Below are 13,816 nucleotides of genomic sequence, written 5' to 3' on the forward strand. Positions count from 1 at the left end.
GCTTTCGAAATCCTCTCATCTCTACTTTATCGGAATATAGGTTAGTGTGCACTTATGGGTGCACATCAACCCGGTTTTTGTGGGTGGCATCACGTGTTCGGATGCACCCTACGGGTCGGGGGTCTACGAGACTTTCTCCAACGGCGCGTACCGCAGCAGCAGCCGCTTCTCTTCGGAGGCAAAACGAACCTTCGCCACGGTCTTATCGCCGGTGCCTTCCAGAGCGAGAACCCTGCCCTCACCGAACTTGGTGTGGCGCACCGTATCGCCCACCTTCAGCTGCGGAATTTCCTTGCCTTGATGCACCCGCGAGCGGTTGCGCACCGCCCCGGATGCGCTGGCTGCGGCCGCCAAACCGTAGCTTGCCGAACCATTGACCGCGGCGGTTGATGGCTCACGGCTCGCCCGAGAGCGGGATTCATCGTATCCCGTGCCGTAGCCGCCCGCGCTGCCCTTATCTAAGCCGCGCCCATCAGCATTGCGCCCGCCGCCGGAGTTGTATCCGCTCGCCCCGCGATAGCCGCCTTGCCCGTAGCCACCATACCCGCTGGCACCGTTGGCGTATGCGCCCATCCCGGAGGCACCAAACCCGGCAAATCCGCCCAGGCGGCGCCACTCGATCAGTTCCTCAGGAATCTCTTCCAGGAAGGGTGAGGGCGGGTTGAACTGGCTCTTGCCCCACATCGTGCGGGTCTCGGAGCGGGTTACGTAGAGCCGCTGCATCGCGCGCGTGAGCCCCACATAGGCAAGGCGACGTTCCTCGCTCATCTCGCCCTCGTCGGTCAGCGCCCGCTGATGCGGAAACAGCCCGTGTTCCAGCCCGGTCAGGAAAACAACCGGGAACTCCAGGCCTTTAGCGGTGTGCAGGGTCATCAGGGTGATCATGCCCTGCGCCTTCGCCTCCGCGGCCTCGGCGGCAATCTGCGCGGCAGACGGGGTCTGCCCGTCTGCGGAGGCACCCCGGGACGGAATCGAGTCGGCATCCGCCACCAGCGAGACATGCTCTAAGAACTGTTCTAAGTCCGCGCCGGGGTTCTCCGCCTCAAACTCGACCATCGCATCCAGCAGCTCCGAGAGGTTTTCCACCCGGGATTCGTCCTGAATATCCTTAGACTCGCGCAGGGCGGCGAGATAGCCGGACTGTTCAAGCACCGCCTCTAAGGTTGTGGCGGCCGATTCGGTGCGTGCAATCTGGGCGAGATCGTCCATGAGCTTGACGAATTCCGCATACTTTTTCACGGCAGCAGCGCCCAAACCCGGCACACTCCCCGGCTCGGCAGCAGCGGCACGAGCGGCGGCGAAAAACGAAATTCGCTGTGCCGAAGCATAATCGGCAACCACGGTCTCAGATTTCGCGCCGATACCGCGTTTAGGTTCGTTGAGAATACGCCGCACACTCACATCGTCGTCCGGGTTTGTGAGGGCGCGCAGGTAGGCGAGCGCATCCTTAATTTCTTTGCGCTCATAGAACCGGGTGCCACCGACCACGCGGTACGGCAGTCCGGCGCGCATCAGCAGTTCTTCAAGGGCGCGGGATTGAGCATTGGTGCGGTAGAAAATCGCCACATCCGAGGGTTTGATGCCGTGTTCGTCGGCAAGCCGGTCTATTTCTTGGGCGATGTAGCGTGCCTCCGCATGCTCTGATTCGGCGACGTACCCCACGATTTTGGTGCCCTCCCCCGATGCCGTCCACAGCTTCTTGGGGCGGCGGTTGGGGTTGCGCTCAATCACGGCGTTCGCGGCAGAGAGAATGTTCTGCGTGGAACGGTAGTTCTGCTCCAGCAGAATAATGTGTGCGTTGGGGTAGTCGCTCTCGAAATCCGTAATATTGCGAATGTCAGCGCCGCGGAAGGCGTAAATCGACTGGTCTGAGTCGCCCACGACGGTCAGTTCGCCGGGCGGTGGAGCATCCGGGTACGGCCCCTGTTCGCGAGCGTTTCCCTGCGGATGCGCCCCCACCAACTCCCGCACGAGCGCGTACTGGGCGTGGTTGGTGTCTTGGTATTCGTCCACCAGAATATGCCGGAATTTGCGGCGATAATAGTTTGCGATTTCGGGGAACTTCTTGAGCAAAAACACGGTTTTGCCAATGAGGTCGTCAAAGTCGAGGGAGTTCGCGGCGCGAAGGCGCTGAGTGTAGACGGTGTAAATCTGCGCGATAGTCTTTTCCCACGGGTTATTCGCGGCTGCCGCACTGTATTCTTCGGCGCTCACCAGCTCGTTTTTGAGGGCGGAAATCCTGTGCCCCACGGCCTTGGGGGCGAACTTTTTAGTATCCAGGTTCAGCTCTTTGATAATGAGCGTGAGCAGGCGCTGTGAATCCGCCGAATCATAGATCGTGAAGGTGGATTTGAGCCCGAGTGCCTTGGCTTCTCGGCGCAGCACGCGCACGCAGAAGCTGTGGAAGGTGGAAATCCACATGTGCTGTGCGCGCGGGCCGATCAGCGCTTGGATGCGCTCACGCATTTCCGCTGCGGCCTTGTTCGTGAAAGTGATGGCGAGAATCTGCCCGGGAGTCGCCCGCCCGGTTGCGAGCAGATGGGCGATGCGGTGCGTCAGCACGCGGGTTTTGCCAGACCCGGCCCCGGCGACGATCAGCAAGGGCGAACCGGAGTGTAAAACAGCTTCGCGCTGCCGGTCGTTAAGCCCGTCGATCAGGGTTGCAGGGTCGATGGTGCCCAGCGAATAGGTGCGCTCCCCGTAAGGGTCCTCGGGATTGTACTCGCTTCCGTACCCGCCTACTCGGTAGGCGGGCGGCATGAACTCGCCGAGCGCATCCTCATGGGCGGTGACGGTTTGGGCATTCACCGCTTCAGGGTTGAGCTCGGGCATAAAAGATTCGTGAGCGAAGGGGTCTTCTTCGGGCGCGGAGGTATCTTCCGGCGGAATATGGGCATCATATTCGGGATCGTAGGGCGGCTGCGTGTTTTCAAGATCGGCAAAGAGGGTATCTGCGGCAGGCTCAACGCCGGATGCGGAGTTGGTGGGTTCGCTCATGATCTACCTCGCTGCCTAGAATACACGTTCGATATTCCATGCTACCGTATTTGCCCTCTCGCTCCCACCCATCGCGCCCGTTTGCCGCGCATAATTCGCTCTTAGCGGTACCCCACCGCGCGGTGTAGACATGTTACGATGACCGGATGGATCAGGTCATCACTCCCGCTATTTGGTGCGACGGCACCGCCGACAAAGCAGCACAGTTCTACGCTGATGTTTTTCGCGATGCATCCGTGACCGAGCAGGCACCCGGGATCGCGGCGACGGTCAGCATCCACGGTTTCAAGCTCTCGCTCGTCAACGGCGGTAACCAGTACGCCCCGAACCCGTCGATCAGCTGCATCCTGAACTTTGATCCTCTCTTATTCGGCGGAGAGGAACAAGCCCGAGCTTACCTTGATGAGCTCTACGAGCGGCTCAGCACCGGCGACGTACTCATGGAGCTAGGTGAATACCCCTTCTCCCCACGCTACGCCTGGGTTCGTGACCGTTTCGGCATGACTTGGCAGCTCATGCTTACCGACCCGGACGGCGATCCGCGCCCCTTTGTTATCCCATCCTTCATGTTCGGCGGTACTAACCACGCTAATGCCGAGGAAGCCACCGACGCCTGGATCGCCCTATTTGATAACGCCCGTCGCGGCGCCCTGTACCGTTATGAGGAAGGCGGACCGCTGGATGCGGGTGCGGTCATGTTCACCGACTTTACCCTGCGCGGCACCTGGATGGCAGCCACGGACTCTGGAACCTTCCACGATTTCACCTTCACGCCCGGAGTCTCCATCATCGTCTCCTGCCGCGACCAGGAAGAGATCGACCGCTACTGGGCGGGGCTCTCTGCCGTGCCCGAGGCCGAGCGCTGCGGCTGGTGCGTCGACCGCTGGGGTGTCTCGTGGCAGATCGTCCCCCACAACATCACCGAGCTCATGGCCGACGCCGCCACACGCGATAAGATCCTGCACATGGGCAAGATCGACCTGACTAAGCTGTAACCCACTGCACCACGACCCTCCTGATATAGGGGTATCAGTAAATAAGCAGGATCGCGCGGCAGAAGACCAAGAAGCCTGCCCCGCGTATACTCCCATTCTTTTGGTAAAGACCCCACGCTGACACAACCAGTCGCTCTGCGCAATAATGGAAGGTATGGGTCTATCACAAGGTCAGAAGAAGCGCCTGTACGGCGAACAGGCACAGCAGGGGCAGAGCCGACCGCAGTCCGGGCGAAAACCCCAAGAGCATAAAATTCATGAGCTCAAACAGGTCATGGATGACCGTGCCGTGCGCGCGAACGCGCCCGCCGAACAGCAGCGTTCGAAGACCTTCCTGTATGTGGCGGTCACAATTTCCCTGCTGCTGGGCGCCTATGTGGCGTTCTGGGTGCTGCCGAGCTACGGCAGGCTGGCGAACGCCCAGGTTCCCGACCTCTCCCCCGTCACCTCAGCCGAAGCTCTGTCCGCCTTCGCCTCCGGGCTGGGCGACAATCTGGGCGCGTATACGTATGCGCATCGTTCGGTGGGCATAGTTTTTGCGCTCTTTTTTGGGCTTTCGTTGGCGTTTCTGGCGTACACGTCACGACTGCCGAAGGTGCTGCGGACACTGTTCACGGCGGCTCCGGTGGGCTACCTGCTCGTGCACATTGCCACGATTTTTATGCTGGATGCGGCGCTCGCCGACCCTGCGCATCAGCCCGGCGCCCTGAACATGCTGTTACCCGTGGATTGGGCACTGCTGCTTCTGTCTCTGGCGGGTATCGCATACCAGCTGGTGCGCAGCATTAAGGATGCGGCCTCCACCTTTATCACGGGCGGGCCAAACGTCGAGGCAGACGGTAAACCCGAAGAATAACTCCCCATCGTCCTCACTGCATAAAAAGGAACCCTAATTCACGATTAGGGTTCCTTTTTCATGGGAGGACTCATGCAGAGCCCCGCGCGGAAGACGGGCTCGGTCCTAAATCCCTGCTGATGCGCTAGGGGAGCTCGACGGAGTTACGGGATCGTCATCGTCTTCAAACTGTGAAGCTATACCTGCAACAACCCAAGATCCGTTGCGGTATTCCGCCAGCAGGTGACCTTTATATTCCCGTTTAGCGTCGCCTCCGCCGTCTGATACGTCCTCTACCTTCCCGTCGTCAACTTCAAACTTGCCGTAATTCATCGTAAAGGTACGTTTCCACGAGTAGACTTCTCCATCCCACACGGGCTTGTCTTCGTCCAAAGTGTAGGTTATTTTGGCGTTGTCCACCCAGCGTTTGCCGTCCCGTGCTCTCTGCAGCAGATCCTTCATCTCGCTGTCTAAGAAATGGTTTTTCTCGGATGTGCTCATAGGACCGTTTTCAATAAGCGAGTAATCACCTGTATTAATGGCGTATTCGACCGTTGCCGCCGTATAGGCGATAGTGTCGCGCATCCCCTTGAGGGATTTCTCGGTTAAGCTCCCCGGTTTCTTGGGTTTGGGGGTGTTTCTCTGAGCGTGTTCCTTGGTGGCGGGCTCAAAAGTACCCGACTTCTCGTATTCGAGCACGGATTCAAAGTTAATATCGCCCTTGTAGCTGCCGCTCATGTCGATACTCGGGCTCGGGCTTGACGACGCTGAACGTGATGCCGACGAACTGGAGCTTGAAGAACTTGACGAGGAACTAGAGCTCGACGAGCTGGAAGAAGACGATGAACTAGAGGATGCCGGCGACGTCGCCTCAATCCCATTCACCTTAGGGGCACATGCAGATAAAAATACGGCACCGGCGCTAGAGCCCAGAACCAGTAAAGCGGTTCGGCGATCGAACAGAGAAGACATGAGTAGAGTTCTCCTTATCGGAAGTGTAGGACAAATCGGTATATGTTTAAGTTTAGGCTTGCACTGCCCCTTTGCGCGGCACAGCGCACAAGTTCCCGTCATCATCAGCAATACTCGTCGCACAGGAGTATAGAGCAGTACAGCACGCACAATAGTAGTCCGAAAGGATAAACAGAGTCCTTCGGAGATAAATACCTTTACAGAGGCAAGGGCACTTACGTTTTAGCTCTTAGACTTCGGTTGAATGGCAACCGCGCTGGTTATCCAAGCTCCGTTAATATACTGCGCCGTCAGATTACCTATAAATTTATCGCGATATATCATGTCGTGGTCTTCGTCTGAAGGGTACTCAACCTTGCCGTCAACAACCTCGAACTTACCGTACTCAACGATAAATTCACGATCCCATATGTATTCGCCATCGCCTTCAAGCCGGGGACTCTCTTCGGTGAGCGTATACTCGATCGTAATATTATCCGGCCAGAATGTGCCTTCGCGGGTTTTATCGAGTCTTTCCTTCTCTTCCCTCAAGAAGTAATTGCGTTCTGGTTCCGACATAGAGCTTTGCTCCAGCAGGGAGTAATCCCCCGTGTTATAGGCGTATTGCGTTGCGGCAACCGCAAACGCGATGCTCAGGTGGAGGCCTTTGAGCGACTTCTCATCCGCACCGGCAGGTTTCTTGGGTTTAGGAACATTTTTTGCCGGATGCTCCTTCGTAGCGGGCTCATATGTACCGGATTTCTCGTATTCCAGAACGGACTCAAAATTAATTTTTCCGCCATAGCTGCCGCTCATATCAATATCGGTTGCACCAGACTGCGATGGTGAGGACTCTGGGCTTGATGCTTCAGAAGCTGACGAGGAACTGGCCGAGGCTGAACTCGACGATGAAGAGCTTGAACTTGAAGAGGCACTCGGCGATACATCAGACGACGATGCGCTCCCCGACCCGGAGCTTTCAGCGGTGGAATTACCACCGCACGCGCTCAGTAGTGCCGCACCGGCTCCGGTTCCGAACACGAACAATGCATTTCTGCGGGTAAAAATAGAAGACATCATTGCCTCTCATAGATATGTATGGGTGTTTATCGGTCACTTTCAGAATAAGCGTATAGGGCTGCCTACTTCAGGATTTGCGGCAAAATGTTATGGAATCTTTATGTTCTACGCCCTCAACACGGGCAACGGCGCCCCACAGATAAAATAAAACCCGCTTGATGCTCCTCCGCGAGGAAGCTGCATCAAGCGGGTCCGCTACCCGTGCCCCCGAGACGATTCGAACGTCCGACACCTTCTTTAGGAGAGAAGTGCTCTATCCCCTGAGCTACGGGGGCAACTCGTTCCATTATACGAGCATCACACAGGATTTAGCATCTTACACGCCCCTAGAATAGACGAGTGAGTATTTTTATTGACCCACCCGTCTGGCCCGCACACGGCACGGTCTTTTCGCACCTAATTTCTGACACTTCTTTGGCGGAACTTCACGATTTTGCGGCGAAAACCGGCATAAGTCCGCGTGCCTTCGATGCCGACCACTACGACGTTCCCGCATATCGGTACGAGGGGCTGGTTCGTGCAGGTGCGCGCGAGGTGAGCGGGTCGCAGCTGACGCGCATCCTGATAGACAGCGGGCTGCGGGTGCCATTGCGGGAACGCCCTAACAAAATACGCCCGCGTCTCATGCGCGCCTGGGACTCGTTGCTGCCCGGACACACAGCACTGGGCGAAGATCTACTGGAACGTTACGAGCAGCCGCATCGGAAATACCACACGAGCGTGCATCTTTCGGAAATGCTCACCGCGCTCAAGACCCTTTACAAACGACACCACACCGCAACCCCGCGGGCGGTACTTCTGGCGGCATGGTTTCATGATGCTGTCTACGAGGCAAACCCCGGCGATGACGAGGCGGCTAGTGCCGACCTCGCACGCACCGCCCTCACTCCCCTGGCAAGCACTGGGTTCCTCACGAACCGCGGGGTTACCGCTATTGCGCACCTGATAGAGCTCACAGCTTCTCACCAACTAGCCGATGGTATTGAAGAATATACCTCTGGCGCACTTACCCGTGCCGATGCAGAATTCTTCCTTGATGCTGACCTTGCGATTCTCGCCGCCGATAGCCCGCGTTATACCCGCTATGTCGCTGGGGTTCGCGCCGAGTACGCCCATTACGCTCCGGACGCCTTCACTCGCGGCCGAGCGGCGATTCTGCAAGGTTTTCTGAACCGCACGGCGATCTATGCCTCAGACACCGCGCATCTTCTCTGGGATGCGCCCGCGCGTCTGAACCTCCGTACCGAGCTGGAGGGCTACCGTGCAGCATTGGGCGAACAGCCAGCCAAGGAAGGCGCACTAAATTGTGCCCGCCGATGAGCTAGTCCTGCTCACTGCGGGGATTTTTTCGCGCCCTCGTTTTCTTGCGGTAGATCATGCGGGCACTCACCATGCCGATAATAATGCCTATGCCGCCGACGACAGACACCCACATGGCCGGGTTACCGAGCGGCAGCGCGACGAGCAGACCGATCACAATGCCCGGAATCGCACCCGCAACCATGCCGACGGCAAGGTACGTAAATTCCTGGTCGGAGCTGTTCTTAGGGCTTTCAAACTGTGTTGGCATTCTTCTATGGTACCCGCATATCCTGCCCCGCAAGAACGTATTTTCGCCTCACGCCTAGAGACATATACGGGGCGTGCGCCTGATCGACCATCAGACGCACGCCCCGTATAACCTACCGAAAATAGCCTGAGGCGGGCTTAGTAGTACATGCCGTGGCGATAATCCCAGCTGGGGAATGAGTCGCTCAGATGGCGCATAATCTCTTCATAGTCCAGACCCTTACGAATCAGGGTGGGGGCGGGGGTCACGCCGCGTTCACCGTGCTGTTCGGGCACCAGGTTGCCCTCGGCATCGACCATTGAGACCATCACGCCCTGTTCGTGGCGTGTTTCGTCGGTCTTATCGGGTTGAATGGATTTCACGTATTCATCGCCGCGCACAATCACGTCTACGCTGTTCTCGATGCGGTCGCCAATGCCTGTCACGCGCCCCTTATTACCGATGCCCGAGGGGTTTGCTGAGCTCGCGAAGGTCAGTTTCCCTTCATTCTCCCAGAGGGCACGAACAATCTGTTCTGCGGGGGTGCCAAAACGCACCACGAAGCAGCTGGTTGCGCGCGCATCGCGGGCAAGTTCCTTCGTCGTTTCATCCGGCAGGTACTTTTCAGCGTCTTCGCGCCAGGGCAGAATGCATCCTAAAAGAATGTCGTCATCCCAGTGTTTCCGGTAGAATTCGCGGATTTCTGGGGTCATCTGGGCGAGTTTATCGAGCTGTTCTAAGGATGCGCACAGCACGACACCGGGCTTTTCGCGCTTGCGGAGCTTGGCATCAAATTTACGTTCGAGACCTTCGCCATCAGTAGCCATGAGGATATAGCCAACCTTTGTGGGGGCGACGATCAGGCCGCCGGTGCCTGAGAGGGTTGCTACAGCTGTCGGAGATGCCTCGCCCGTCCAGTCTTCGCGGATGGGAGTTGATGATGTATTTTCCATAGTTCAAGTATTGTACTCGCCCAGAAGACAAGGCAAGCCTATCTTTATATAGTCACATCATGAGATATTCACATGACCACGATGCGGTCTCTCCCGCGTTTTTCTGCCATAGAGCCGCGGTGTGAGGGCTTAAGCGCCTAGAATCTGCATGCAAGCCTTATGAGTGTGACACCAAGTCTGACACCGAGTTCGAAAGGCATATATACCTTCCAGAGCACGCAAAGACGGCACCTATCCGATTGGACGGGTGCCGTCTTTGTCTAAGTCTTCTCTATCTCAGATGAGATTAGAAAGCGGTGTAGTAACCATCGACAGGCATGTAACCATTGCCATCAACGGGGGTCAGCTGGGTACCCTGCGAGGGGTTCAGAGCGGAGACCATCTGGCCGTTACCCACGTAGATACCAACGTGGTTGTAACCGTTGGTGAACACGATGTCGCCAGGCTGGGGGTTCGCGGTTGCGCGAAGCTCAGTGGACATGGTGTAGGTGTAAGGAGTCAGCTTGATGCCCTGCTGAGCAAAGATGTAGGAGACGAAGCCGGAGCAGTCCCATGCACCGTAGGAGCGACCGCCCCAAACGTAACCGGTACCCTGAGCAGCCTTAGCTGCAGACACGATAGCGTCGCGGGTTGCGTTGTTGGTAGCGGGTGCAGGAGTCTTATCTGCTGCAGGAGCAGGTGCCTGTGCAGAAGTAGTCTCAACCTGTGCGGTCTGTTGTGCAGGTGCAACGTACTCGGTCTGCTGCTCAGCCTGAGGTGCAACGTAGGAAGTTGCGGGGGTCTGGTAGCTGCTGTAATCGTACTCGTAGCTGCTGTAGTCGTAGCTCAAGTCGGTTGCTGCAGGAACCTCAGCAAATGCGTTTGCGGGAATGTTGGAACCGATAACAGCAGCACCGGCAACAGCAACGATACCTGCGTTACGAACAATCTTCTTAGCCATTAGTAATATTCCTCCATTGCCTGACGAGGTAAGCTGTCGGGCGCGAGCATGGATTCACTCGGTCACTTGCGCGACTTAGCCCCTAGGCTTCTCCCCTAAGGAGAAACCAAAAAGTGGTTCCCCCGCTTCTGCCGTATTGGGTAGACGTTCCTTGAAGTGCTGGCAGAACTCGGCGGATTCACTCCAAGGGTGTCCTCTTACGATTAGGATTTGGACACAAAATGAGAATACACAGAAAACTCTCAGTTGTCACCTCGTGTCGCCACCTTTTTTCACTCTAATAGTGTCAAATAGTCCATAACAGAGAGTTATCAATACTTTACGAAAAGAACACTTGTTCTTCTAAAATAAGCCCCTGACTAGTAGTTTTATACAGCATTCCGCGAATTTGAGGGGTTTTATCGACACAAATATCCAGCATTCCCAGGTTTCTTTAAGGTTGATCCATATCTCTTAAAATTTTTTTCTGCGCGAACGTTAATTTTCTCCTGATAGTCGCGCTGTAAAGTTTTGTCATTTTACAGCAACTTCCGCGCTATATCTGGAATATATCCCCCAAAACCTGGTTTTGAACATCGCATCTGCAGAAGGTACGTCCGTCATGGATGCACTATGACACGCCAAATTCTCGACGATACAGATATATCGTCCCGAAGAGTACAATTCGGCAGCCACCCCCTATATATTAAGGAGTAACCGCGGCTCACACCCGCCCATTCCCGAGAATTCAGGATATAACAGAACCGTGGAGCTCACCCTACGGTAAGCCCCACGGTCAATTATGAGATCTATACGGGAAGGCGCGCTATCGGCCGCCTTCTACAACCGCCCGGCTGGCGAACGATACATTCTTTAGAGTGCAGATGCGCGCTTGACCACAATAGCGTTCGCAACATCCAAATCCAGCGAGATAGAGGCATCTTCGCCATCAGCACGCACAATCACATCGTTATTGTCGCCGCCGACCACAGACACCGAAGCGCCAAAGGTAATACCGGCGTCGGCAAGCACCTTGAGCAGGTCAATATCCGTCTGGATAGATTCGGGGAAGCGTGAAATCGTGAAGCGATCCTCTGGTCCGGAATCACGGGCAGCAAGCGCCATAGGAACGGTACGTTCGTCGTTCTTTTCGCTGTCGATGCCGAGTTCTTCAAGACCGGGAATAGCGTTGCCGTAAGGAGAGAACTTAGGCTGATTGAGCATATCCAGAATGCGCCTCTCCACGTGATCGCTCATCACGTGCTCCCAGCGGCAAGCCTCATCATGTACATACTCGATATCCAGACCGATCACATCAGAGAGCAGACGCTCGGCGAGGCGGTGCTTACGCATAACCTCAACAGCCTTCTTGCGACCTTCATCGGTCAGTTCGAGGTGACGGTCGGGCTCAACAGTGAGCAGTCCGTGCTTTTCCATACGCGCCACGGTCTGTGAGACGGTCGGACCGGAATGGTCTAAGCGTTCCGCAATACGCGCACGCATGGGGGTAATGCCCTCTTCCTCAAGTTCGAGGATGGTGCGCAGGTACATTTCAGTGGTATCAATCAGATCGGTCATACCGTCTTATTCCCCTTATATACAACCTGCAGCCAAGCAAACGTAGCCTAGCCTTATATCGAACCTATATCTGAGTAACTATTATGTACCTTTTTAAGTAGTTTTGCCACGGATTACCCCGGCGCGTCGCTTGAAGCGAACTTTTCGCCTTAGAATCCATCTCGAAAATCGTTCCGAGTACATCCGCGAAAAGCAAAACTATCAAGGCGGCTCTCAGCAAAAGCTCACGCTAAACCTCTTCTGTTCCTCAGTGGATGCGCCCTCATCCTCAGCGCCGTTGTTATCACGTTCGCTGGCCTGCAGGCGATCTGCCCACGGCACCCATTCGGGGGCGAGAAGCGCATCATCACCGGGAATCAGACCGACTTCGCAGATAGTCGCGACCTTAGATCGAGGCGCCCGCGACAGAGTCGCAAACCAAAACCACCCGCGGTACCCCGGCAGCAGGCACTCAAAAAGATGCGTAGTCAAGCGTTCTTCTTCGCCACGCAAATGATGTACCAGACCGATAGAGTTATGCGGTGCAACAGCCTCAACCCCGGTGAGTGCAATATCTTTTGCCTCCGCAAGAATATCGTCAACCTTCGTAGTGCGACGGCGCCTATGCGCAGGCCCCAGGGTGGGTTCCCCGGTAGGAAGTTCATCTTCCTCAACGACGAAAGGGTCATGCGCAGCTGCCGTTGTCTCGGCATCGTGTTCAAGCGTGGGCACGGTAGATTCGTCGGGTTGTTGGTTCACCTGTTCAGACATACTACCTATTAAAGCATCTCCCAGCGCGATGACGGCGAGGGGTTCGTGTGATGTTTTCGCCCGCATGCGCCCATGTCAGACCCTAACCTGCGCAAACGCTGTGAATACTGCCCGTCACAGCGCAATATTGCGTTTTTCGGCGGGAGCAGGCCCATAAACCTGATACGGTTATGCCATGAGTAGCAAAAGCGTATCTTCCTCTGAGCCTGTAGAGGCCGCCGCTGCCCTTCCCTACACCCGAGCGATTCGCTGGCTAGGTGCAGGCGGCGGTATTCTAGCCGTAGTATGCGTAATATGCGGCGTCGTCATGCTCCTCATGAAATGGGCGGGGGCGCATCCGCCAGCGCTCATGAGTCAGATTCCGCTGATTCTGCTTCCGGTCGCTTTTCTTGCGCTCATGGTCAGTATTGTACTGGCGGTTCTGCGCAGGCGAGCAAGCTAAGACGCGCATACCGGTACATAAGATTTTCCGATAATTTTCCTGGTGAAAGAAGAGTACACAATGTCTGCAGAAGCTAAACTGCTCGTCGTTGATGACGAGTTCAATATTCTAGAGCTTTTGGCTACATCCCTGCGCTTTGCGGGGTTTGAGGTTGTCACCGCTGGTAACGGTCGCGAAGCGATTGAGAAGGCGGAAAACGAACAGCCGGACCTCATCGTCCTCGACGTGATGATGCCCGGCATGGACGGCTTTGAGGTCACTCGCCGTCTGCGCGATGCGGGGCGCACATACCCGGTGCTGTTCCTCACCGCGAAGGACGCCACCGAAGATAAGGTTGCCGGTCTGGGCGCAGGCGGTGACGACTACGTCACCAAGCCGTTCTCGCTCGATGAGGTGATCGCCCGCATCCGCGCTATTCTGCGCCGGTCACGCAACGCCCAGGAAGAAGACGACGCGATTTTGCGCGTGGACGACCTGAGCCTGAACATTGACACCCATGAGGTGTTCCTGGGAGACGAGGAAATCGACCTCTCCCCCACCGAGTTCAACCTGCTGCACTACCTGATGCTCAACGCAAACCGCGTGCTCTCGAAGGCGCAGATTCTCGACCACGTATGGGAGTACGACTTCAATGGCGATTCCTCCATTGTGGAGTCGTACATTTCGTACCTGCGCCGCAAGATTGATAACAATCGCGAAGGACACGAACCGCTCATTCACACCAAACGCGGTGTGGGCTACATGATTCGCGGCTCTCGGAGCTAGTA

General features: G+C 56.3%; 14 protein-coding genes, 1 tRNA gene and 1 riboswitch. Of the genes, 6 read left to right on the plus strand and 9 right to left on the minus strand.

Annotation, left to right across the window (positions count from 1 at the left end; all coding sequences use genetic code 11):
- Positions 1-123 precede the first annotated feature (123 nt).
- Complete coding sequence (locus tag HMPREF0733_RS02565; protein ID WP_013397821.1) at positions 124-2,997, minus strand: ATP-dependent helicase; 2,874 nt, start codon at positions 2,995-2,997, stop codon at positions 124-126.
- A 146-nt stretch (positions 2,998-3,143) separates the two neighbouring features.
- Here HMPREF0733_RS02565 and HMPREF0733_RS02570 point away from each other — a divergent pair, with 146 nt between their 5' ends.
- Both HMPREF0733_RS02570 and HMPREF0733_RS02575 read left to right on the plus strand, forming a co-directional pair.
- A complete protein-coding gene (locus HMPREF0733_RS02570) occupies positions 3,144-3,992 on the plus strand; it encodes a VOC family protein (protein ID WP_013397822.1) in 849 nt (282 codons plus the stop codon).
- Between the two features lie 154 nt (positions 3,993-4,146).
- Positions 4,147-4,848, plus strand: coding sequence for a COX15/CtaA family protein (locus HMPREF0733_RS02575; RefSeq protein WP_244864797.1), 702 nt, complete (start codon positions 4,147-4,149; stop codon positions 4,846-4,848).
- Between the two features lie 105 nt (positions 4,849-4,953).
- Here HMPREF0733_RS02575 and HMPREF0733_RS02580 read toward each other — a convergent pair whose 3' ends face one another.
- Positions 4,954-5,565 carry a DUF6318 family protein gene (locus HMPREF0733_RS02580; protein ID WP_013397824.1) on the minus strand — a complete coding sequence of 204 codons (612 nt, stop codon included), beginning with the start codon at positions 5,563-5,565 and terminating at the stop codon, positions 4,954-4,956.
- On the opposite strand from HMPREF0733_RS02580, the gene HMPREF0733_RS11350 reads away from it, so the two are divergent.
- Complete coding sequence (locus HMPREF0733_RS11350; RefSeq protein WP_013397825.1) at positions 5,564-5,932, plus strand: hypothetical protein; 369 nt, start codon at positions 5,564-5,566, stop codon at positions 5,930-5,932. The two genes, HMPREF0733_RS02580 and HMPREF0733_RS11350, sit on opposite strands and share 2 nt — an antisense overlap.
- An 89-nt stretch (positions 5,933-6,021) precedes the next feature.
- Here HMPREF0733_RS11350 and HMPREF0733_RS02585 read toward each other — a convergent pair whose 3' ends face one another.
- Positions 6,022-6,858, minus strand: a complete 837-nt coding sequence (locus tag HMPREF0733_RS02585) for a DUF6318 family protein (RefSeq protein WP_115333544.1) — start codon at positions 6,856-6,858, stop codon at positions 6,022-6,024.
- Between the two features lie 202 nt (positions 6,859-7,060).
- Positions 7,061-7,133: transfer RNA gene (locus HMPREF0733_RS02590), tRNA-Arg, on the minus strand.
- 64 nt (positions 7,134-7,197) lie between these two features.
- Here HMPREF0733_RS02590 and HMPREF0733_RS02595 point away from each other — a divergent pair.
- Positions 7,198-8,178, plus strand: a complete 981-nt coding sequence (locus HMPREF0733_RS02595; protein WP_013397828.1) for a DUF4031 domain-containing protein — start codon at positions 7,198-7,200, stop codon at positions 8,176-8,178.
- Between the two features lies 1 nt (position 8,179).
- Here HMPREF0733_RS02595 and HMPREF0733_RS02600 read toward each other — a convergent pair whose 3' ends face one another.
- The 5 genes from HMPREF0733_RS02600 to HMPREF0733_RS02620 form a co-directional block, all read right to left on the minus strand.
- The gene (locus tag HMPREF0733_RS02600; protein WP_013397829.1) at positions 8,180-8,428 is read right to left on the minus strand and encodes a hypothetical protein; all 249 of its coding nucleotides are present in this window, start codon (positions 8,426-8,428) and stop codon (positions 8,180-8,182) included.
- 137 nt (positions 8,429-8,565) lie between these two features.
- A complete protein-coding gene (locus HMPREF0733_RS02605; RefSeq protein ID WP_013397830.1) occupies positions 8,566-9,360 on the minus strand; it encodes an L-threonylcarbamoyladenylate synthase in 795 nt (264 codons plus the stop codon).
- A gap of 286 nt (positions 9,361-9,646) precedes the next feature.
- On the minus strand, positions 9,647-10,300 hold the full coding sequence (locus tag HMPREF0733_RS02610) for a C40 family peptidase (RefSeq protein ID WP_004005562.1): 654 nt from the start codon (positions 10,298-10,300) through the stop codon (positions 9,647-9,649).
- A gap of 2 nt (positions 10,301-10,302) precedes the next feature.
- Positions 10,303-10,453: riboswitch (cyclic di-AMP (ydaO/yuaA leader) on the minus strand.
- A gap of 699 nt (positions 10,454-11,152) precedes the next feature.
- The gene (locus tag HMPREF0733_RS02615) at positions 11,153-11,857 is read right to left on the minus strand and encodes an iron-dependent transcriptional repressor DtxR (RefSeq protein ID WP_013397831.1); all 705 of its coding nucleotides are present in this window, start codon (positions 11,855-11,857) and stop codon (positions 11,153-11,155) included.
- Positions 11,858-12,070: 213 nt separating this feature from the next.
- On the minus strand, positions 12,071-12,607 hold the full coding sequence (locus tag HMPREF0733_RS02620; RefSeq protein ID WP_244864799.1) for a DUF3027 domain-containing protein: 537 nt from the start codon (positions 12,605-12,607) through the stop codon (positions 12,071-12,073).
- Between the two features lie 175 nt (positions 12,608-12,782).
- On the opposite strand from HMPREF0733_RS02620, the gene HMPREF0733_RS02625 reads away from it, so the two are divergent.
- Together HMPREF0733_RS02625 and HMPREF0733_RS02630 are read left to right on the plus strand one after the other, a co-directional pair.
- On the plus strand, positions 12,783-13,049 hold the full coding sequence (locus tag HMPREF0733_RS02625) for a hypothetical protein (RefSeq protein ID WP_013397833.1): 267 nt from the start codon (positions 12,783-12,785) through the stop codon (positions 13,047-13,049).
- A 60-nt stretch (positions 13,050-13,109) separates the two neighbouring features.
- Entirely contained in the window at positions 13,110-13,814 is a 705-nt protein-coding gene (locus HMPREF0733_RS02630) for a response regulator transcription factor (protein WP_013397834.1), read from the plus strand.
- Positions 13,815-13,816: the final 2 nt, after the last annotated feature.

Origin of the sequence: Rothia dentocariosa ATCC 17931, from assembly GCF_000164695.2 — a bacterium.
GTDB lineage: Bacteria > Actinomycetota > Actinomycetes > Actinomycetales > Micrococcaceae > Rothia > Rothia dentocariosa.